18 protein-coding genes are annotated in these 20,098 nt (G+C 71.1%); 2 read left to right on the top strand and 16 right to left on the bottom strand.

Annotated features, from left to right (window positions below; all coding sequences use genetic code 11):
- The first annotated feature begins 15 nt into the window (after positions 1-15).
- On the top strand, positions 16-1,653 hold the full coding sequence (purH, locus tag LL946_RS02680; RefSeq protein ID WP_404384524.1) for a bifunctional phosphoribosylaminoimidazolecarboxamide formyltransferase/IMP cyclohydrolase: 1,638 nt from the start codon (positions 16-18) through the stop codon (positions 1,651-1,653).
- Positions 1,654-1,799: 146 nt separating this feature from the next.
- Positions 1,800-1,940, top strand: a complete 141-nt coding sequence (locus LL946_RS02675; RefSeq protein ID WP_404384522.1) for a hypothetical protein — start codon at positions 1,800-1,802, stop codon at positions 1,938-1,940.
- Between the two features lie 98 nt (positions 1,941-2,038).
- On the opposite strand, the gene LL946_RS02670 is transcribed toward LL946_RS02675, so the two are convergent.
- The 16 genes from LL946_RS02670 to LL946_RS02595 form a co-directional block, all read right to left on the bottom strand.
- Complete coding sequence (locus tag LL946_RS02670; RefSeq protein ID WP_404384520.1) at positions 2,039-3,187, bottom strand: ring-opening amidohydrolase; 1,149 nt, start codon at positions 3,185-3,187, stop codon at positions 2,039-2,041.
- A 65-nt stretch (positions 3,188-3,252) separates the two neighbouring features.
- On the bottom strand, positions 3,253-4,194 hold the full coding sequence (locus LL946_RS02665) for a carbamate kinase (protein ID WP_404384518.1): 942 nt from the start codon (positions 4,192-4,194) through the stop codon (positions 3,253-3,255).
- A gap of 214 nt (positions 4,195-4,408) precedes the next feature.
- Positions 4,409-5,941, bottom strand: a complete 1,533-nt coding sequence (locus LL946_RS02660; protein WP_404384516.1) for a carboxyl transferase domain-containing protein — start codon at positions 5,939-5,941, stop codon at positions 4,409-4,411.
- The gene (locus LL946_RS02655; RefSeq protein WP_404384514.1) at positions 5,938-7,110 is read right to left on the bottom strand and encodes a CaiB/BaiF CoA transferase family protein; all 1,173 of its coding nucleotides are present in this window, start codon (positions 7,108-7,110) and stop codon (positions 5,938-5,940) included. The genes LL946_RS02660 and LL946_RS02655 overlap by 4 nt, the downstream gene beginning before the upstream one ends.
- 140 nt (positions 7,111-7,250) lie before the next feature.
- Positions 7,251-7,877: an HAAS signaling domain-containing protein gene (locus LL946_RS02650; protein ID WP_404384512.1), complete on the bottom strand. Its 627-nt coding sequence runs from the start codon at positions 7,875-7,877 to the stop codon at positions 7,251-7,253.
- Positions 7,874-8,218 (bottom strand): PadR family transcriptional regulator, encoded by a 345-nt coding sequence (locus LL946_RS02645; RefSeq protein ID WP_404384510.1) that lies wholly within the window; start codon positions 8,216-8,218, stop codon positions 7,874-7,876. Before LL946_RS02645 ends, LL946_RS02650 begins: the two co-directional genes overlap by 4 nt.
- An 81-nt stretch (positions 8,219-8,299) precedes the next feature.
- On the bottom strand, positions 8,300-8,791 hold the full coding sequence (locus LL946_RS02640) for a hypothetical protein (RefSeq protein WP_404384508.1): 492 nt from the start codon (positions 8,789-8,791) through the stop codon (positions 8,300-8,302).
- Positions 8,792-8,795: 4 nt separating this feature from the next.
- Positions 8,796-9,272 (bottom strand): nucleoside deaminase, encoded by a 477-nt coding sequence (locus tag LL946_RS02635; RefSeq protein WP_404384506.1) that lies wholly within the window; start codon positions 9,270-9,272, stop codon positions 8,796-8,798.
- Between the two features lie 18 nt (positions 9,273-9,290).
- The gene (locus LL946_RS02630; protein ID WP_404384504.1) at positions 9,291-10,115 is read right to left on the bottom strand and encodes an NmrA family NAD(P)-binding protein; all 825 of its coding nucleotides are present in this window, start codon (positions 10,113-10,115) and stop codon (positions 9,291-9,293) included.
- Between the two features lie 7 nt (positions 10,116-10,122).
- Entirely contained in the window at positions 10,123-12,096 is a 1,974-nt protein-coding gene (locus tag LL946_RS02625; RefSeq protein WP_404384502.1) for a hydantoinase B/oxoprolinase family protein, read from the bottom strand.
- The gene (locus LL946_RS02620) at positions 12,093-14,255 is read right to left on the bottom strand and encodes a hydantoinase/oxoprolinase family protein (protein ID WP_404384500.1); all 2,163 of its coding nucleotides are present in this window, start codon (positions 14,253-14,255) and stop codon (positions 12,093-12,095) included. The genes LL946_RS02625 and LL946_RS02620 overlap by 4 nt, the downstream gene beginning before the upstream one ends.
- A gap of 371 nt (positions 14,256-14,626) precedes the next feature.
- A complete protein-coding gene (locus LL946_RS02615) occupies positions 14,627-15,562 on the bottom strand; it encodes a carbon-nitrogen hydrolase family protein (RefSeq protein ID WP_404384498.1) in 936 nt (311 codons plus the stop codon).
- Positions 15,559-16,221: a carbon monoxide dehydrogenase subunit G gene (locus tag LL946_RS02610; protein WP_404384496.1), complete on the bottom strand. Its 663-nt coding sequence runs from the start codon at positions 16,219-16,221 to the stop codon at positions 15,559-15,561. The genes LL946_RS02615 and LL946_RS02610 overlap by 4 nt, the downstream gene beginning before the upstream one ends.
- Positions 16,218-18,662 (bottom strand): aerobic carbon-monoxide dehydrogenase large subunit, encoded by a 2,445-nt coding sequence (gene cutA / locus LL946_RS02605; protein ID WP_404384494.1) that lies wholly within the window; start codon positions 18,660-18,662, stop codon positions 16,218-16,220. Before cutA ends, LL946_RS02610 begins: the two co-directional genes overlap by 4 nt.
- Complete coding sequence (locus LL946_RS02600; protein ID WP_404384492.1) at positions 18,659-19,207, bottom strand: (2Fe-2S)-binding protein; 549 nt, start codon at positions 19,205-19,207, stop codon at positions 18,659-18,661. The genes cutA and LL946_RS02600 overlap by 4 nt, the downstream gene beginning before the upstream one ends.
- Positions 19,204-20,091, bottom strand: a complete 888-nt coding sequence (locus LL946_RS02595) for an FAD binding domain-containing protein (protein ID WP_404384490.1) — start codon at positions 20,089-20,091, stop codon at positions 19,204-19,206. Before LL946_RS02595 ends, LL946_RS02600 begins: the two co-directional genes overlap by 4 nt.
- Positions 20,092-20,098 lie beyond the last annotated feature (7 nt).

The raw sequence follows: 20,098 nt of genomic DNA, 5'->3' as shown, positions 1-20,098 counted from the left end.
GATTGGAGCCTCACCATGGCCGTCACCGTCAGCACTCCCGGTCCCACGCAGGACCGCCGCCCCGTCCGTCGGGCGCTCGTCTCCGTCTACGACAAGACCGGGCTCGAGCAGCTGGCGCTGGGCCTGCACGAGGCGGGCGTCGCGATCGTGTCAACCGGCGGTTCGGCCGGGCTCATCGAGGGCCTCGGCATCCCGGTGACGGAGGTCGCCGACCTCACCGGCTTCCCCGAGTGCCTCGAGGGACGCGTCAAGACCCTGCACCCGCGCGTGCACGCCGGCATCCTCGCCGACACCCGCAAGCCCGACCACGTCGAGCAGCTCGCCGAGCTCGAGGTCGAGCCGTTCGAGCTCGTCGTCGTCAACCTCTACCCGTTCGCCGAAACCGTTGCCTCGGGGGCGGCGCCCGACGAGGTCGTCGAGCAGATCGACATCGGCGGCCCGTCGATGGTGCGCGCCGCCGCCAAGAACCACCCGAGCGTGGCCGTGGTCGTCGACCCGACGGCATACGACTCCGTCCTGGAGGCCGTGCGCGGCGGCGGGTTCACGTTCGAGGAGCGCAAGGCGCTCGCCGCGAAGGCGTTCGTCCACACGGCGACCTACGACGTGCACGTGGCGTCGTGGATGGGCAACGCCTACACCGACTCGAGCGACGGCACCGGCTTCCCGGCCTGGGCGGGCGCGACGTGGAGCCGGTCCGCGGTGCTGCGCTACGGCGAGAACCCGCACCAGAGCGCGGCGCTCTACGCGAGCGGCTTCGTGCCGGAGCCCGGGCTGGCGCAGGCGCACCAGCTCCACGGCAAGGAGATGTCCTACAACAACTACGTCGACGCGGACGCCGCGGTGCGGGCTGCGTATGACCACGGTGACCAGCCCACGGTCGCGATCATCAAGCACGCCAACCCCTGCGGGATCGCCGTGGGCAGCGACGTCGCGGACGCGCACCGCAAGGCGCATGCGTGCGACCCGGTCTCGGCGTTCGGCGGGATCATCGCGACCAACCGCCCGGTCACCGTCGAGATGGCTCGGACCGTGGCCGACATCTTCACCGAGGTCGTCGTCGCACCGTCGTTCGACGCCGACGCGCTCGAGGTCCTCACCGCGAAGAAGAACATCCGTCTCCTCGAGGCGGCAGCGCCCGGGCGGCGTGGAGCGGAGATCCGCCCGATCAGCGGTGGGCTGCTCATGCAGCACCGCGACGCGGTGGACGCCGTCGTCACCGACGAGACGGGCGCCGTCACCGGCGGCGACGACGCCGCCCACTGGCGGCTCGTCTCCGGTGAAGCGGCCGACGAGGCGACCTTGGCCGACCTCCAGTTCGCGTGGCGGTCCGTGCGCGCGGTGAAGTCGAACGCGATCCTGCTCGCCGCTGGTGGCGCCTCGGTCGGCATCGGCATGGGTCAGGTCAACCGGGTCGACTCGTGCCACCTCGCCGTGTCCCGGGCGAACTCCGGGGACGAGCAGCGGGCGCAGGGCGCGGTGGCTGCCTCGGATGCGTTCTTCCCGTTCGCCGACGGGTTGCAGGTGCTCCTCGACGCCGGTGTCCGCGCGGTCGTCGCGCCGGGCGGTTCGATGCGCGACGCCGAGGTCGTCGAGGCGGCGCGGGCTGCGGGCGTGACGCTGTACTTCACCGGGACCCGCCACTTCGCGCACTGACGTCGGCTCGGGGTGGCCCGTCCCTGCCCTGGGCTCGTCATGCCGCACCCAGCCGACCGGGTCATGTTCACGAGCCGGGGAACGCGGGACAGTGATCTTGCCACCGGCACCGGCACTGGCGCTGGTGGGGGAGAGGGGACGAGGCCATGTCCTGGAGCCTCATCGTCAACGCAGTCCTCGGTCTGCTCGTCGTGCTCATCGGTGTGGCAGTCACGACGCTGGCCGTCGAGATCGTGCGCGACCGCGACTTCGAGCGCAGGAGTCGACGCGACACTCGACACGGGTGATGCCGCGAACTCACCTCGACTGATTGCCCCAGGACCACCGTCCGGGCCCGGAATCGGGCCCGACGCGGTGGTCCTGGGGCAATGAGTTCGGGTCGAGGTCAGCTGGTGGGGGCTGCCGGCGCGGCGTAGCCGGTGGGCTCGCCCTCACCGAGGTCGACGATCGCCGCGACCGGACCGCCACCGTCGGGTCCCTGGTGGGCTGCCGACACCGACACGAAGACCGCCGGGTCGCCGGTCACGGACGCGGTGACGCCACCGACGCAGGACTTGATCTGGCGGTGCCAGTGCACGTCGGAGTCGTCGAGCATGGCGTTGCGGCGACCGCGCACCTGACCGTCCTGGCTCACCTCGCATTTGAGGAAGACGTTGACGAGGCGGCCCTTGATGTCGCTGCTGTGGGCTCGCTCGGGCAGCTCGAGCCCGGCGTCCTTGATCGCCTCCCAGATGCCGTCGGCGTCGAGGGCGTCACGCATGACCGAGTGGCCGATGCGGTAGCGCCCACCGATGCCGCGGGCGTTGCCGACGACGACGACCTGGGCCTGGTCGAGCTCGACGCCGGAGGAGCACGAGGCCACCGACGAGAAGAGTGAGCGGTTGTGCATGACGTCCTCGTCGGTCGGCATCTCGATCTCGCCGAGGGCGACGGCGATGCCGAGGCCGGTCGTGCCGTTGGAGAGGTCCATCGACTCGTGGGTGTGCTCGGTCCAGACCTTCTCGCCGCGCGACTTCGCGTCGCGGATGGTGTGGATCGTCAGTAGTGGCGTCTTGGTCTGGACGTAGTGGACGTCCTTGGGGTCGGTGATGCCGGCGCGCTCCATGGCGACCTTCACGGCCTCGGCGACCTTGGAGATCATGCCGACGTAGCCGATCTCCTCGGGCTTGATCGGCTCGCTCATGGCGAAGCCGACGGTGAGGCGGAGGTCGTCGGACTTCTCGGCCTCGTCCTCGGGCACCGTGGCGAAGATCGTCGCGTGCGGGCTGATGATGCCGTCGGTGCCGCCGGACCACACGATCGGCACCTGCTTGACCTGGTCGGCGGGGGCGCCCTTGTCGACGAGCACCTCGCGGAACGCGCGGTCGGCGATGATCCGGGTGTAGTCGTTGACGCCGCCGTTGCCCTCGGTCTTGCCGATGATGGCGATGACGCGGCTCGCCTCCATCACACCGTTGTCGATGAGCTTCGCGAGCTCGGAGGCGTCGGAGACGCTGTGGATCGGAACCTTGCGGACCTCGATGGCTTCAGGCACGACGTGACCTTTCTTGTTGCGGAAACCGCTGTGGGACAGGGGATCGGGATGATGGAACTCGTGGATCAGTCTTCGGGGCTGCTGTCGATGACCGTGCCGAAATCACTCTCGACGGCATCGGTGATGTGCTCGAGCGACGTGATGATGCTGCGTCCACCACTCTCGGCGAAGCGCAGCGCGGCGTCGACCTTGGGGCCCATCGAGCCCGACGCGAACTGGCCGTCCGCGGCATACGACTGCATCTGGGCGAGCGAGGTGAAGCCGAGCGGGCGCTCTTGCGGGGTGCCGTAGTCGACCATCGCGTGGTCGACGTCCGTGGCGATGATGAGGATGTCGCAGCCGAGGGCCGACGCGAGCAGGGCGGCGGTGAGGTCTTTGTCGATGACCGCCTCGACGCCTCGGAGGCTGCCGTCGGTCTCGCGCACCACGGGTATGCCACCACCACCGGCGGCGACGACGACGTGGCCCGACTCCACGAGGGCGCGGATGGCTCCGAGGTCGAGGATCTCGCGCGGCTCGGGGGAGGCCACGACCCGGCGCCAGCCCTTGTCGCCGCGGTCCTCCCACTGCTGTCCGTGCTCGATCATCTGCTGCGCCTGGTCCGCGGGCAGGTAGCGCCCGATCGGCTTGGTCGGCGCCTGGAAGTGCGGGTCGTCGACATCGACGAGCGTGCGGGTCACGAGGGCCGCGACCGGCCGGGCGACCCCGCGACGCGCGAGCGCGGGCTCGAGCGCGTCGAGGATGGTGAACCCGATCGTCCCCTGCGTCTGGGCGCCGCACCAGTCGAGCGGCACCGGGGGGACGACGTGGGCCGCGACCTCGTTCTTGACGAGCAGGTTGCCCACCTGGGGCCCGTTGCCGTGGGTGAGCACGACGTCGTGGCCGGCGGCGACGAGCTCGGCGACGTGCTCCATCGCCTCGCTGATGGCGCGCACCTGGTCACCCGGGTGTGCGGTGCCGTCGGGGGACGTCATGGCGTTGCCGCCCAGCGCCACGAGTACTCGCACCGACCCACCTCCTGGACGAAGACGGCATACCCCGTCGGTATGCCGTTGCGGCGAGCCTAGGGAGGGGGCCGGGTACGGGCGTTGGCATGACCTGACAGGTGAGGCGTCCCCGTTTGGCAGGTGTCACGGTGCAGATGTCGAGGCGCGGGTGCCGCAGGGCGGGCGAAGCGCGATGTCGCGGCCCGCCCAGCGACCTGCGGCTGGACGTCGGCGGTCAGCGGGGTGAGCGCCCCAGCAGCCGGTATCGCGAGTGCCGGGCAGCGAGTCGTTGCGCCGGGTCGTGGTCGGACAGGTCGCTGAGCTCGTGCCGGATGGCTTGACCCATGCGGCGGCAGAAGGCCTCCGGCTCCTGGGAGGCGTCCGGGTGCTCGGCCACGATGCGGTCGATGATGCCGTCCTCGAGCAGGTCCAGCGAACGCACCCGTTGGCGTTCGGCCAGCTCGGGCGCACGGTCCGGGGTCCGGTAGAGGATCGCCGACGCACCTTCGGGCGGCAGCGGTGACAACCAGGAGTGCTGGGCACTGATGACCCGGTCAGCGGGCATGAGGGCCAGTGCTCCACCGCCCGTGCCCTGCCCGAGCAGCACGCAGACCGTGGGCACCTCGAGCACGACGAGCTCGGAGAGGCAGCGGGCGATCTCGCCGGCCATGCCGCCCTCCTCGGCCTCTTTGGACAGGGCCGCCCCGGCGGTGTCGATGATGCTCACGAGCGGCAGGTCGAGCTCGGTCGCCAGCTTCATGCCGCGCCGGGCGACGCGCAGGCCCGACGGTCCGAGCGGGGCCTCGGTCTGCTCGCCGCGACGGTCCTGGCCGAGGACGACGCAGGGAGTGCCCTCGAACCGGGCCAGCGCGAGGAACAGCGAGCGGTCCCACTCGCCGGCGCCCGTGCCGAAGAGGGGCAGCACGTCGGTGGCGCCGAGCTTGAGCAGCGCACGCACGCCCGGCCGGGCAGGGTTGCGGGAGTGGGTGATCGAGTCCCAGGCAGGGATGTCGGGCAGGGGCTCCTTGGGGACGTCCGGTGCGGGCGACGAGTCGTGCGGCGCGAGGACGAGGTCGAGGAAGCGGGCCGCCGTCGCGGTGAGCAGCTCGACGGGGAGCACCGCGTCGAGCAGACCGTGGGCGAAGAGGTTCTCGGCCGTCTGCACGTCGTCGGGGAACGGCTGGCCGTAGAGCGCCTCGTAGACCCGGGCGCCGAGGAAGCCGATGGTCGCGCCGGGCTCCCCGACGGTGACGTGTCCCAGCGATCCCCAGGACGCGAAGACGCCTCCGGTCGTGGGGTGGCGAAGGTAGGTGATGTAGGGCAGGTGCTCACGCTTGTAGGCCGCCACCGCCGCAGAGATCTTCACCATCGTCACGAACGCCGGGGTGCCCTCCTGCATGCGCGTGCCACCCGACGCCGGTGCCGCGAAGAGGGGCAGCCGTTCGCGGGTGGCCCGCTCGAAGGCGAGGACGATGCGCTCGGCCGCGGCCACGCCGATCGAGCCTGCGAGGAACCTGAACTCACCGGCGATCACCGCGACCCGGTGCCCGCCGATGCGGCCCTCACCGGTGACGATCGACTCGTCGGTGCCGGCCTTCTCGGCAGCGGTGGCGAGCTCGACGGCATACGGGCTTCCCTCGTCGGCCACGACGAGAGGTGCCTCGTCCCAGCTCTGCCAGGTGCTGTCGTCGAGGACGGCGGCGATGAGCTCGCTCGACGTGGGCCGGGCAGGCTTGGCGCCAGGCTCGGCGCTGGGCTTGTCGCTCACGCCGGGCCCTCCTCGGCGAGCCAGGACCGAACGCTCTCGTTGTGCTGGCCGAGCGTCGGAGGTGCGAGGTGCTCCTCACGACCACCCGCAAAGGCGTTGTCGTCGAAGCGGATCGGCGGTCCGGGGATCTCGATGGAGCCGAGCACGGGGTGGTCGACGTCGATGACGAGCCCTTGGGAACGCGTCTGGTCCCAGTCGTAGACCCGGTCGATCGTGCGCACCTCGCCGGACGGGACGCCGAGCTCGGCGAGACGGGGAAGGAGGTCGTCGAGGCGCCACGACGCGAACGCCTCGTTGAGGGTGGCGGCCACCTGGTCGCGGTGGGCGATGCGCTCGCGGTTCGTCGCCATCCCCGGCGTCGCGGGGTCGATGCCGAAGCCCTCGGCGAGCCTGACCCAGAGCGACTCGGCGCCGCAGGCCACCTGCACGTCGCCGTCGGCGCAGTGGAAGAGGCCGTAGGGGGAGATGCTCGGGTGGTGGTTGCCCTGGGCGTGGCCGACATGGCCGGCGACCGTGTAGTTCGTGCCGTGCATGGCGTGCGAGCCCACCACGGCAGCGAGCAGGGACGTGCGCACGACGCGACCGGTGCCGGTCGTGCTGCGCTCGTGGAGGGCGCTGACGACGCCATAGGCGCCGTACATGCCGGCGAGCAGGTCGCCGATCGGGACGCCGACACGCTGCGGGTTGTCGGGGTCGGGGCCGGTCACCGACATGAGCCCGGCCTCGCCCTGCGCGATCTGGTCGTAGCCGGCGCGCCCACCCTGCGGTCCGTCGTGCCCGAAGCCACTGATGGAGAGGATGACGAGCCGCGGGTTGAGCTCGTGCAGCCGCTCGACGGTGAAGCCGAGGCGGTCGAGCACGCCCGGGCGGAAGTTCTCGATGAGGACGTCGCCACGCTGCACGAGCCGCGTGAGGACGTCACGGCCGTCGTCGGACTTGAGGTCGAGGGTGATCGACTCCTTGTTGCGGTTGGCGGCGAGGTAGTACGTGGAGATCGGCTCCTCGTCCGGACCCACGAAGGGCGGTCCCCAGCCACGGGTGTCGTCACCGGTCGGCGACTCGACCTTGATGACGCGCGCGCCCATGTCGCCGAGCATCATCGCGGCGTGCGGGCCGGCGAGGGCGCGGGACAGGTCGACGACGGTGATGTCCTGCAGCGGTCCGGTCACGGTTCGGCTCCTCGGGTGGTCGGGCGTGCGTCGAGCCTAGGGAGCCGCGACGTCGTCGTGATCGGTGCATCCGTGGCAAGACGTGTCCGGTGCGGTGTCACCTTCTGCCAAAAAGCCGTCCGTATGCCGTCGCGCCCGGCTCAGCGCAGCGCGCTTCGGACCAGCCGCGCGAGGGTCCGGACCGCGACCGCGAGGACGACCACTGTCGTGAGCACGGTCAGGGGGACGGCGCCCGCCAGTCCGATGAGCCAGGTCGAGGCACCGAGCGCCAGCAGCGTCCCCGGGTAGAGCAGGCTCGAACGGACCTTGTCGGCCGTGCCCCACACCTGTGCCATCGACGTGAGGATGAGCCCGACGAGCCAAGGGATGGCGAAGAAGCTGACGAGCGCCAAGACTTCCGATGGGTGCGGCGCCAGCGAGCCCGTCATGGCGGCTCCCAGCAGCGTGATGGCACCGGCGACCGCGAGGCCGGCACCGTTGATCACGGAAGCGACCACAGCCGGCCAGGCCGAGGGATGGGACGCCTGCGTCAGCACGTGTGGTGGGCGGCCGGCATACGCCTCGTCGGCGACGGACTGCGGTGAGCCGAGCTCGGCGAGGGTGCGGCGCACGTCGTCGTCGGACGCCTCGGGCGGCAGGGTCGCGTCAAGGTGCTCGTGCACGCCCGCGAGGACCTCTGCGCGTTCGCCCGGGTCGATGCCGTGGAGGAGCAGCTCGAGGTCGCGCAGCCAGGCGCTGACGAGCGGATGCGTGACTGCTGGTGTCATGACGTGCCCCCTTGGATGGCGGAGTCGACCGCGTCCCGGAACGGCTTCCAGGTGCGGGTGAAGGCGGCCACCGCGGCGCGGCCGTCGTCGGTGAGGGAGTAGTAGCGGCGGGGCGGTCCCTCGACCGACTCCTGCCACGTCGTGTCGACGAGGCCGGCCTTGCGCAGCCTCGCGAGCAGCGGGTAGAGCGTGCCCTCGCCGGACATGAGGATGCCGTCGACGGTGAGTCGCCGCGCGATGTCGAGCCCGTAGAGCTCCTGGCCCTGGAGCATCGCGAGCACGCAGTACTCGAGCGCACCCCGACGCAGGTGCGTCAGGATGGCGTCGTCACCGGGTACCATGCGACACAAGATAGCGCATTCCTGCCGCCGCGTGTGCCTCAGCGCGAGTGGGGGCTCGCGCTCAGGCACACGGCGCCCGGGTCAGGACTCCGGATCGGGCTCGGCGTGGGTCATGAACTCCCAGACGAGCCAGTGGGCCAGCGCGATGAGCAGGATGAGCAGGGTCGCCTCGGCCTGCAGCGGGGTCACCCCGAGCGGGTCGACGATCTCGGGCGCGACGCCGAGGATCGCGATGAGGGCGTAGATCAGCGCTGCGATCCAGCGGTGCTGGGCGAACAGGCCCGCGTCCCCGTCGGCCCGGGACCGCTGCAGCAGCCGCAGGGTCGACCAGCAGCCGATGAGGGCGACGACGACGAAGCTCACCCGCCAGATGAGCGGGTTCTCCGTCCCGCCGACCTGCGCGAACAGGCCCATGAGCCCGGGGAGGAGGAACGCGAGGTAGATGCCACCGGCATCCCGCCGGCCCTCGGGCGAGCGCAGCCAGACCTCGTGCTTCTGGACCACGGCCCACCAGAGGCCCACGAGCGTGAAGCACGTCGCCGAGAACAGGGCGTAGAAGGTCGCGACGTCCATGGCGTCAGTACTCGGTGCGGTCCGGCGCCGCCCGCCACGCGTCGAAGGGCTCCTCGGAGCGCGGCGACGGCTGGTGCGTGCGCCGCATCGGCCAGGCCTCCGGGTCGGGGGTGGGGTCGAGCAGCCCGTGGAAGACTGCGTCGTCGAAGCCCGCCGCCGCTGCCGCGTGCCGGTCGGCGGCATGGACGACGGCGGCGACCCGAGCCCACAGCGAGGCCGAGAGGCAGAGCGGACACGGTTCGCACGACGCGTAGACGGTGGCACCGGGCAGGTGGAAGTCACCCACGTCGCGGCAGGCTGCCCGCAGCGCGACGACCTCGGCGTGAGCCGTCGGGTCGAGGTCGGTCGTGACCATGTTGGTGCCCTCGCCGATGACGGCGCCGTCTCGCACCACCACGGCACCGAACGGCCCCCCACCCCGGGCGACGTTGGCGACGGCGAGGTCGATGGCACGGTCGAGCCACTTCTGCTCGTCGCTCATGCACCCATGCTGACAGTCTCAGATGATCTCGCGCCAGCGCTTCGGATCACGGCCCAGCAACGACCGGAGGGCAGTCGAGTCGCCCACCAGTCCGTCCCGGTCGTAGGACGCGAACATCGCGAGCAGCTCGTCACGAGCCCGGGCGTCGAGCTCGGCGCCGGGGCCGGCGACCCAGTCCTCGAGCCGGATCCGCTCGACGGCCACGGGACGCCCCAGCACCGTGCTGGCCTCCGCAGCCATCTGCGCGACGGTCAGCCGCTCGGGCCCTGCGAGGTCGTACGTCGCGCCGTCGTGCCCGTCCTCGGTGAGCACCCTCGCCGCGACCTCGGCCACGTCGTCCAGGTCGACGTTCGTGAACCGTGCATCGGGGGAGTAGGGGACGGCGATCCGTCCGGCCTGCGCGGCGTCGACGAGGTTCTGGTGGTAGGCCGCTGGGCGCAGCACCGTGGCCCCCGCGATCCGCGCACGGATCGACTTCTCCGCCTCGGCCTTGCGCAGGTGGTGCGGCATCGACGCGTCGTCCGGGTGCAGCACCGAGTGGAAGACGAAGCGCGAAACCCCCTCTGCCACAGCGGCATCCGCCACGCGCTCGGCGATCTCGACCTCGTCGGGATGGACGTTGGGTGCCAGGTGGTAGACCGCGGAGACCCCCGCGACGGCCCTCAGGAGACCGGTCCCACTCACGAGGTCCACAGGCACTGCGTGAACCGGGTCACCGGCATACGCAGCACTGCTTGACCCGGCGCGGACCGCGGCCCGCACGCCGACCCCTCGTGCGAGGAGGGCGCGCGTCACGGCGCGGCCGGTCTTGCCGGCCGCGCCGATGACGAGGACCTCGGTCACCGACCGGTCACATCCAGTCGTACTCGCTCGCCCGTGCCCCGTCGGTCGCCAGCTGTGCGTAGCCGGGGCCGCGGTCGAAGAACGGCTCGTCCGAACGCTCCTCACGCATCTGCGTGCGCAGGGACTCGCTCGCCTCGACGTCGATGCTCACGTCGTCCTTGCCACCAGAGGCCACGACGCCGTATGCCCTCCGCGCACCGTCGAGGGACACCTTGCCCCAGCGCAGGTCGCGCTCGATCTCGTCGAGGGGACGCTCGAGCGGGTCGCCCCAGCCACCGCCACCGGTGGTGCGGATGCGGATGACCTGGCCGGCCTTGACCGGCTCGGCGTCGGCCAGCGCGTCGACGACGCGCTCGTCCGGCCCGCCCACGTCGATGGTGACGTGGAACGGCATACCGGCCTTGCCGCCCTTGACGCCCCAGCAGGCGAGGATCGAGCGGTCCGCGATCGACATGAAGTTCGCGTCCTGGAGCATCCGGATGTGCTTCTCGTAGCCCAGCCCACCGCGGTAGCGGCCCGCGCCGCCGGAGTCCACGGCCAGGCCGAGGCGCTCGACGATGAACGGGAAGCGCGACTCGGTGAACTCGGTCGGCAGGTTGCGGGAGTCGGGGACGACGTGGATGGTGTCCTCGCCGTCGGCGTAGTAGCGACCGCCGGAGCCGCCGCCGAGGACCTCACGCATGAGGTAGTCGTTGCCGTCCCGGTCCTTGCCGTAGACGCCGGTGTAGCGGATCGTCTCCTGGTCCGCGGGCATCTGACCGTCGACGGCCTTGGCCACGACGCCCGACAGGACGCCGAGCAGGCGCAGGATGACGAACGTGCGGGCGTTGGTCGGCGCCGGGTAGATCGGCGTGAGCAGGGTGCCCTTCTCGGGGAAGCGCATCTCGATGAGCGGCACGATGCCCTCGTTGACGTCGAGCTCGGCCATCCGCTCGGGGGTGTCGGCGAGGTTGCGCAGGATCGGGGCCAGCCACTTCTTGAGGAAGTTGCCGCCGACGTAGTCGCCGCAGTGGTTGATCGGGCCCTTGGCCTGGGGCGCCGTGCCGGTGAAGTCGACGATGAGGCGGGCGCCGCCGGTGAAGTTGGTCTCCGGGTCGGCCGGTGCGTCGTCGACCTTGGTGAGCGTGATCCGCTGCGTGTGCAGCTGCGGCTCGTCGACGCCGTCGTGCTCGGCGTAGTCCTCCCAGACGTAGGTGCCGGCGGGGATCTTGCTGAGGATCTCGCGGCGGTAGGTCTCGGTGGTGCTGTCGAGGATCGCGTCGAACGCCGTCTCGACGCTGTCTCGGCCGTAGCGCGCGAAGAGGTCGGTCAGGCGTCGCGCACCCATGAGGCACGCGGAGCACTCGGCGTCGAGGTCGGCCGCGAGGCTGTCGGGCATGCGCGAGTTGCGGGTCATGATCCGCAGGGCGGCTTTGTTGGGGACGCCGGCGTCCCAGAGCTTGATGGGCGGGACCGAGAGGCCCTCCTCGAAGACCGACTGGGCGCCGCTGGGCATCGACCCGGGGCAGGCGCCGCCGATGTCGTCGTGGTGGCCGAAGGCCTGGACGAAGGCCACGACCTCGCCCTCGTGGAAGACGGGCACGGTGACGCAGAGGTCGGGCAGGTGGCCGATGCCGCCCTCGGACTCGTAGACGTCGTTGTGGAAGAAGACGTCGCCCTCGTTCATCTCGTCGAGCGGGAAGTCCCGCGCGATCGGGTGGACGAGCGCCGAGTAGGAGCGGCCGGTGAGCTTGCGCAGCTGGCGGTCGTGGATGCCGGCGCGGAAGTCGTGGGCGTCACGGATCATGGGGGAGCGCGAGGTGCGGGCGATCGCGGTCTCGACCTCCATCTCGACGCTCGCCAGGGTGCCCTGGACGATCTCGACGAGGATCGGGTCGACGGTGCTGCCGGGCTCGGTGAGCCGCTTGCCGTGCTCGTATGCCGTGGGCAGGCCGGCCGGGTTCACCGGTGCCGTCTGCGGCGTCGCGGGCGTGGTGCTCACTTGTCCTCCTTGGTGATGACGAGGTTGCCGAAGGCGTCGACCCGGACGACGAAGCCGGGGTGGACCGGGACCGTGGAGCCGAACTCCTCGATGATCGCCGGGCCGGTGATCGTGTCGCCGGCTCCGAGGTCGGGCCGCCACCACACTCCGGTGTCGACGTAGCCGTCCTCGGCGTCGAAGCAGACCGGACGGATGGAGCGGCGCGCACTTTCTGACCAATTGGTCGATTCTGTGCCGGGACCGTCGGCACTTTCTGACCTCTTGGTCGATTCCGTGCGGGCGGGGAGCTCGCGCAGCTCGGGGCGCGTGATCGGGCCGACACCGGTGACGCGGAGGTTGACCCACTCGACCTGCTGGCTCGGGTCGCCCCGGAAGTCGTAGCCGTAGAGCTGGCGGTGCTCGTCGTGGAAGCCTTCGGCGACCTTCGCGGCATACGCGTCGTCGACGGGCGCGTCCGTGGGAGCGGTGACCCGCACCTCGTAGGCCTGGCCGAAGTAGCGCAGGTCGACGGTCCGCGTGAACTGGTGCTCGGCCGCTGAGAAGCCCTCCTTCTCGAGGGCAGCCGCCGCACGCGAGGTGAGGGAGGCGAAGGTCTTCTCGATCGCCGCGTGGTCGAGCGCCGTCTGCTTGGCCACCTGCGTCTGGACGTAGTCGTTCTTGACGTCGACGGTGAGCAGGCCGAAGGCGCTGACGTTGCCGGGGTTCGGGGGGACGACGACGCCGGCGAGGTCGAGGATGTCGACGAGGCGGCAGGCGAGCAGCGAGCCGGAGCCGCCGAAGGTCGTGAGCATGAAGTCACGGACGTCGAGGCCACGCTTGACCGAGACCTGGCGCAGCGCGTTGGCCTGGTTCCAGGCGGAGATCTCGAGGATGCCCGTGGCGCAGCGCTCGAAGTCGAGCCCGAGGCGCTCGGCCAGCGCCGTGATGCCGGTGCGGGCCGCCTCGACGTCGAGGGGGATCTCGCCTCCGAGCAGGTGCGGGGGGATCCGGCCGAGGGTGACGTGGGCGTCGGTGATGGTCGGCTCGGTGCCGCCCTTGCCGTAGCAGAGCGGGCCCGGGTCGGCCCCGGCCGAGTGCGGGCCCACCTTGAGCGCGCCCTCGGGGGAGACCCACGCGATCGAGCCGCCGCCGGCGCCGACGGTGACGACGTCGATCATCGGGATCTTGCTCGGGTAGGCGCCGACCGTCCCCTCGGTCGTCAGGGTCGGCTCACCGTCGAGGACGACGGACACGTCGGTCGAGGTGCCGCCACCGTCGCAGGTGAGGATCTTGTCGAAGCCGGCCTTCTGCGCGATGAGAGCGGCGCCGAGGGCACCGGCAGCCGGGCCGGACAGCACGGTCGTGATCGGCTGGTGCACGACCTCGTCGGCGGAGAGGACGCCGCCGTTGGACTTCATGATGTAGAAGGGGATCTCGCGCTTCGCCGCGGTGCCGGCCTCGGCGCTGCCGGTGAACCCGTCGAGCCGCTCGTGGATGTTGGTGACGTAGCGGCTGACGTTCGGCTTGACCGCGGCGTCGACGAGCGTCGTCATCGAGCGCTCGTACTCGCGGTACTCGCGCAGCACCTCGCTGGAGATCGACACGATCGCCTCGGGGTGCTCCTCGCGCAGGATCTCGCGCATCCGCAGCTCGTGGTCGTCCGCGGCATACGAGTGCAGGAAGCAGACGCCGATCGTCGTGATGCCGTGGTCCTTGAACCAGCGGGCCGCGGCGACGGCACCCTCCTCGTCGAACGGGCGGATCTCGTTGCCCTCGAAGTCGAAGCGGCCACCCACGGTGCGGACCGCGTCGGCGGGGACGATGCGCGCCGGCTTGACCCAGAAGTAGGAGTTGCCGTAGCCGTCCGGCACGGCCTGGCGGGCGATCTCGAGCATGAACTCGTAGCCCTCGGTCGTGATGAAGCCGAGCTGCTCGACCTTGCCCTCGAGGAGCTTGTTGGTCGCGACGGTGGTGCCGTGGCAGACGGCGGTGATGTCGTCGCCGCTCGCGTCCATGAGCCCCAGCACCTTGTCGATGCCGTTGATGAACCCGTCCGCCGGGTTGCTGGGGGTGCTGGGGGTCTTCGTCGTGACGAGGTCCCCCGAGTCCTCGTCGAAGGCCACCACGTCCGTGAACGTGCCGCCGGTGTCGATCCCGATCCTGATGCGTCGCTGAGCCATGTCAGAGATTCAAGCCGGGTATGCCGGGTGGTCGCCTTGTCAATCTCTGCCAACGGATCGCGGAAGTCGCCTCAGAACCCGCCAACTGCCTTCGGTCCGCGCTGGACGAGCCGGCCCCGCGTGGTGTCCGGACAGCACTGTGCACTGCTGCGCTGTGGCGCAGCAGTGCACAGTCGAACCGCCCTACGAGTCCGGCCCTGTGCACTGCTCCGCTGAGGTGCAGCAGTGCACAGTCGAACGGCCCTACGAGTCCGGCCCTGTGCACTGCTGCACCCGGGCGCAGCAGTGCACACGGGCGCGGCCGTGCACACAGGCGGGACGACCTGGCGAACGGCGGACGCCAGGTCGTCGCCCGTGGAGCAGGGGTCCGCTCAGTCGCCCTCGGGCACGTGGTCCGGGCGCGGTCCGCCGTGCGGGAACGCCGTCTTCGCCGGTGACTCGAGCTCCTCGCGGTGGCCCCGGATGAGGTCGAGGTTGCGGTCGCGGAGGTGGTCGAAGCCCTGCTGGATGTTGGAGCCGGGCGTGAGCGACGAGAGCGCCGTCCTCGGGTCGAGCCGCGCCGACACCCAGCCTTCGTGCGAGGCCGCCTTGGCGACGATCGTCGCGTTGGGGGTGACGATGTGGCTGTTGCCGAAGTAGATGACGCCGGCAGGGTCGATGCCGGTCGCGTTGGCGCCGATGACGAACACATGGTTGTCGTAGGCACGCGCCCTCGACGTCAGCTCCCAGATGTCCGCGGACCGGAGCAGCGCCGACGGGCGGCAGATGATCTCGGCACCCTGGACGGCCTGGATCCGGGACAGCTCGGGGTAGTCACCGTCGAAGCAGATGATCATGCCGATCCGCCCGATTGCGGTGTCGCACACCGTCACCGTGTCGCCCGGGGTCACCCAGCCGCCACCCGAGACGGCCTCGGTGCAGAACGGGTGCGTCTTGCGGTAGACCCCGAGGAGTGCGCCGTCGCTGTTCACGAGGATCGAGGCGTTGTAGACGATCCCGCGCTCCGGCCCGCGCTCGTAGGTGCCGACGCACAGGACGATCCCGAGCTCCTTGGCGAGGTCCTGGAACGGCTGTGACATGGCACCGGGCAGCTCGCTCACGAGGTCCCAGAGCTGCTCCACGGAGCAGTCGGGCGTGAAGCCGGTCGTCGCGGACTCGGGCAGCACGACGAGCTCGGCACCGGTCTCGGCGACGCAGCGACGCACGAAGTCGAGGCAGCGCTCGATGTTGGCCTCGACGACCTGGGGGGTGAGCGACCCGCGTACGGGCGCCACCTGGATCGCAGCAGCAGTGAGTGGGCGCATCATCGACCTCCGACCAGCCAGCCGACGATGACGCCGGCAAGGGCGACGCCCGCTCCGAAGAGGGCGCCGGGGACAAAACCGGGTCCGCTCCCGCTGGGAGCCGCGGAGCCGGCATACACACCCGTATGCCGTCCGCCCACCTCCGCGGGCACGCCGGCACCGGGGGCAGTGCCGGCGACGGCCCCGGCGCCCACTGCGGCGGGTGCGGGGGCTGCGGGGCGCTCGCCGGCGATGTCGCGGTCGAGCGCGGTGAACATCTGCCCGGCCATCTTGCGCGCGACGCCGGCGAGCATGCGCTGGCCGACTCCGCCGATGGGGCCGCCGACGATGGCGTCCGCCTCGTAGGAGATGGCCGTCCCGCCGTCGTCGCCGGGGGCGAGGGACACGTCGACCGTCGTCGCGATGGTTCCGGGGGCGCCGGCGCCGTCGGCCTTCATCGTGAACGCCGTCGGCTCGGTGACGTCGGTGATGGCGACCTCGCCGTCGTACGAGCCCTTGATCGCCGCGACCCCGGCCATGACGGTCATCGCGTAGCGGCCGGGCGCGAGCTCGCGCAGCGACTGGCACCCGGGGATGCAGCGCGCGAGCACGACGGGGTCATGGACGGCGGTCCACACCTGCTCGGGGGAGGCGGCCATGGTGGCCGTTCCGGAGATCTTCATGCGGACTCCTGGGTCGGGGTCGTCGTCGGGGTCGGTGTGGTGCCGGAGGCGGCCGTTGCGGCCGCGGCAGCAGCGTGCTCGCGCCGCAGGTCCCACAGCTCGGTCGGGCTGATCGGCATCGACCGGATCGGGAAGCCCTCGGCGTCCTCGATGGCCGAGGCGATGACGGCGGAGACGGGGATCGTGCCGGCCTCGCCGGCACCCTTGATGCCCAACGGGTTGAGCGGGGAGGGCGTCTCGAGGTGGTCGGTCTCGATGTGCGGGACCTCGGAGGCGTAGGGGATGAGGAAGTCCATGAACGAGGCGTTGAGCAGCTGCCCCGTCTCGTCGTAGGCCATCCGCTCGTAGAGCGCGCCGCCCACTCCCTGCGCGACCCCGCCGTGGACCTGGCCCTCGACGATCATCGGGTTGACCACGGTGCCGCAGTCGTGGATGACGCAGTAGCGCAGGATCCTGATCTCCGCGGTGACCGGGTCGGTCTCGACGATGGCGGCGTGCATGCCGTTGGCGAACGTCGCCTGGGTGGGGGAGTAGAAGTCCTTGCCCTCGAGGCCGGGCTCGTCGTCGTCGGCGACCGGGGGCTTGTCGGGGTCGAAGGCGCCGGCGAACTGCGTCGCGGCCTTGGCCGACTCGTCGAACGCGTAGCGCAGCGGGTTCGACATCACGGCGACCGTGGAGAGCGCGATCGAGGCGTGCGGCGCGCCCTTGACGCTGATCGTGCCGTCCTCGATCTGGAGGTCGGCCTCGCTCACCTCGAGCGCGTCGGCCGCGATCCGCAGGGCCTTGGCCCGCACGGCCCGGGCTGCCAGCGCCACGGCGTTGCCGCTCATGACGGCGCCGCGCGAGGCGAACGTGCCCACGGCATACGGCATACGGCGCGTGTCACCGGTGGTCACGAACACGTCCTCGATCGAGACGCCGAGCTCGTCGGCGACGATCTGGGCCAGGATCGTCTGGTGGCCCTGGCCCTGGGTGGTGAGGCCGGTGGCGACGTTGACCCGCCCGCTCGTCTCGACGTGGACGTGTCCGCCCTCGTACGGACCGACCCCGGTGCCCTCGACGTAGCAGCCGATGCCGAGGCCCACCTTGCGACCCTGGGCCTCCGCCTCCTGCCGGTATGCCGTGAAGTCGTCCCAGCCCACGAGCGCCTTGAGCTTGGCGAGGGAGGCGGGGAAGTCGCCGGAGTCGTACTTGAGCGGGCGCCCGTCCTGGAAGAGCAGGCCCTGGTCGTAGGGCATCTCCTCGGGCTGGATGAAGTTGCGCGAGCGGACCTCGGTGCGGTCGATGCCGAGCTCGGCGGCGATGGCGTCCATGGTCCGCTCCATCGCGAAGCAGCCCTGCGGCCGGCCGGCGCCCCGATAGGGCGTCACGAGAACGGTGTTGGTGTAGAGCGACCAGAACTCGACGCGGTAGTTCTGCGGCTTGTAGGGGCCGAGCAGCTGGGTCGCCGTGATGATCGGGACGATGACGCCGTAGGGGAGGTAGGCCCCGTTGTCGTGCCAGAACTTCACGTCGAGGGCGAGGAGGCGGCCGTCGTCGTCGAAGCCGACCGTGACCTGCTGGAGCTGGCCGCGCTCGTGGGCGCTGGAGGTGAAGTGCTCGCGCCGGTCCTCGGTCCACTTGACGTCGTGGTCGAGCTTGCGGGCCGCCCAGGGGATGAGCACCTCCTCCGGCCACGGGTGCATAATCTTGACGCCGAAGCCGCCGCCGACGTCGGGTGCGATGCACTCGACCTGGGCCAGGGGGAGCTGGAGCTTCGCCGCGACCGCGGCGCGCACACCGGTGGTCGTCTGGGTCGAGGAGTGGATGCGCATCCGTTGCTCGTCGCTGTCCCAGTGCGCGTGGACGCCCTTGCCCTCCATGGGCATGCAGGCGCTCCGCTCGATCTCGAGGTCGAGGGTGAGGGTGTGCGGCGCCGTGGCCATGGCGACCTCGACGTTGCCGACCTCCTGGAGGAGGTGGGCCGCGACGTTGCCCGGGGCGTCGTCGTGGACGAGGTCGGCGGCGTCGCGCGAGGTGGCGATGCCGACGACGGGCGTCAGGAAGTCGTAGGTGACGACGATCCGCTGCGCCGCATCCTCGGCGAGGTAGCGGTCGCGGGCGACGACCATGACGATGGCCTCGCCGACGTGGTTGACGTCGTCCTTGGCCAGGGCGTGGCCGGTGCGCCCGGCGACGATGCTCGGGTGGGGGATGAGCAGGGGGAGGCGGTCGCCGGCCGGCCCGTCGAGGTCCTCGTGGGTGTAGACCGCGATGACCCCGTCGACGTCCAGGGCGCCGTCGACGTCGATGTCGACGATGCGCGCGTGGGCGTGCGGGCTGCGGACGAAGGCCACCTCCCAGGCGTCGTGGCCGAGGTCGTCGAGGTAGCGGCCGTTGCCGGTGACGAGGCGCGGGTCCTCCTTGCGGAGGACGGGCGCGCCGAACTGACGTGTGGTCACGCGCGATCACCCGCCTCTGGGGCATCGGTGGTGCCGTCGGTGGTGTCGCGCTCCCGCTTGATCTCGGCGGCGCGCACGACGGCCTTGCAGATGTTCTGGTAGCCGGTGCAGCGGCAGAGGTTGCCCGAGATCGCCTCGCGGGCCTCGTCGAGCGTGGGGTCGGGGTTCTCCTCGATGAAGGCGGTGATCGTCGTGACGAATCCCGGTGTGCAGAAGCCGCACTGGAGTCCGTGGCACTCGACGAAGGCCTGCTGCACCGGACCCATGGCAGCCTGCGTGCCGAGGCCCTCGACCGTCGTGATCTCGTGCTCCTGGGCGGAGACGGCGAACATGAGGCAGGACCGCATCGGGTCGCCGTCGACGAGGACGGTGCAGGCGCCGCACACGCCGTGCTCGCAGCCGACGTGGGTTCCGGTGAGCCGCAGGTCGTGCCGCAGGAAGTCCGAGAGCAGCCGGCGGGGCTCGACCGTGCGGGTGTGCTCGATGCCGTTGACGCGCAGGGTCACGTCCACCGTGGTCGGCGTGGTCTGGTCGATGTCCGTCATGCGTCCCCCTCGGTCGTCGTGGTCGTGATCGCGGCCGTCAGGGCCCGCCGGGTGAGCTCGACGGCGAGCGCGCGCCGGTAGTCACTGCTCGCGTGGATGTCGGCCTCCGGTGCGATGCCGGCGCTGACGATGTCCTCCACCCCGTCCCACGTCGCCGACGAGACCGGCTGTCCCGCAACGGCGTCGGTGAGGTCGATGACGACAGGGATGTCCGTGACGGAGACGTATGCCGCTCGCGCACCTCGCACGACCGCGTCGGGTCCGTCGCCGTCCAGGTCGACGGCCACGCCGAGCCCGGCGAGGGCGTAGTCGCCGTGGCGACGGGCGGACTCGAGGAACGCCGTGCGGGTGCCGGGGGTGAACCGCCCGAACCGGACGGCCTCGAGGATCTCGTCGGCCTCGAGCACGGTCTGGAGGGGGCCCTCGAAGAACTCGCGGGCGGCGATCTCACGCCGTCCGCGAGGGCCCACCGCCTCGATGACGGCGTCGGTGAGGACCGCGATCGAGGGCATCTCACCGGCCGCATCGGCGTGCGCGATGGAGCCGACGGTGGTGCCACGGTTGCGGATGGCCGGGTGGGCCACGTTGCGGAGCGCCTGGCGCAGGAGGGGGAGGACGGCATACGCGTCCTCGTCCTTCTCGAGCCGAGCGTGACGCACGGTGGCCCCGACCCGGACGTGGGTCTCGGTCACCGTCACGGTGTCCAGCCCCGCGACCCGGTTGATGTCGACCAGGTGCGCGGGCTGGGCCAGCCGCATGTTGAGGACCGGGATGAGGCTCTGCCCCCCGGCGAGGACCTTGCCGTCGTACCCCACCTCACCGAGGACCGCGACGGCCTCGACGAGCGTGCGCGGGGAGTGGTGGACGAACGGGGCAGGCTTCACGTCGGGG

This window comes from Knoellia locipacati, from assembly GCF_044791685.1.
In the GTDB taxonomy this organism is placed as follows: Bacteria; Actinomycetota; Actinomycetes; order Actinomycetales; family Dermatophilaceae; genus Knoellia; species Knoellia locipacati_A.
Note: the sequence above shows the minus strand (reverse complement) of the source record. Positions and strands in the feature narration are given on the sequence as shown.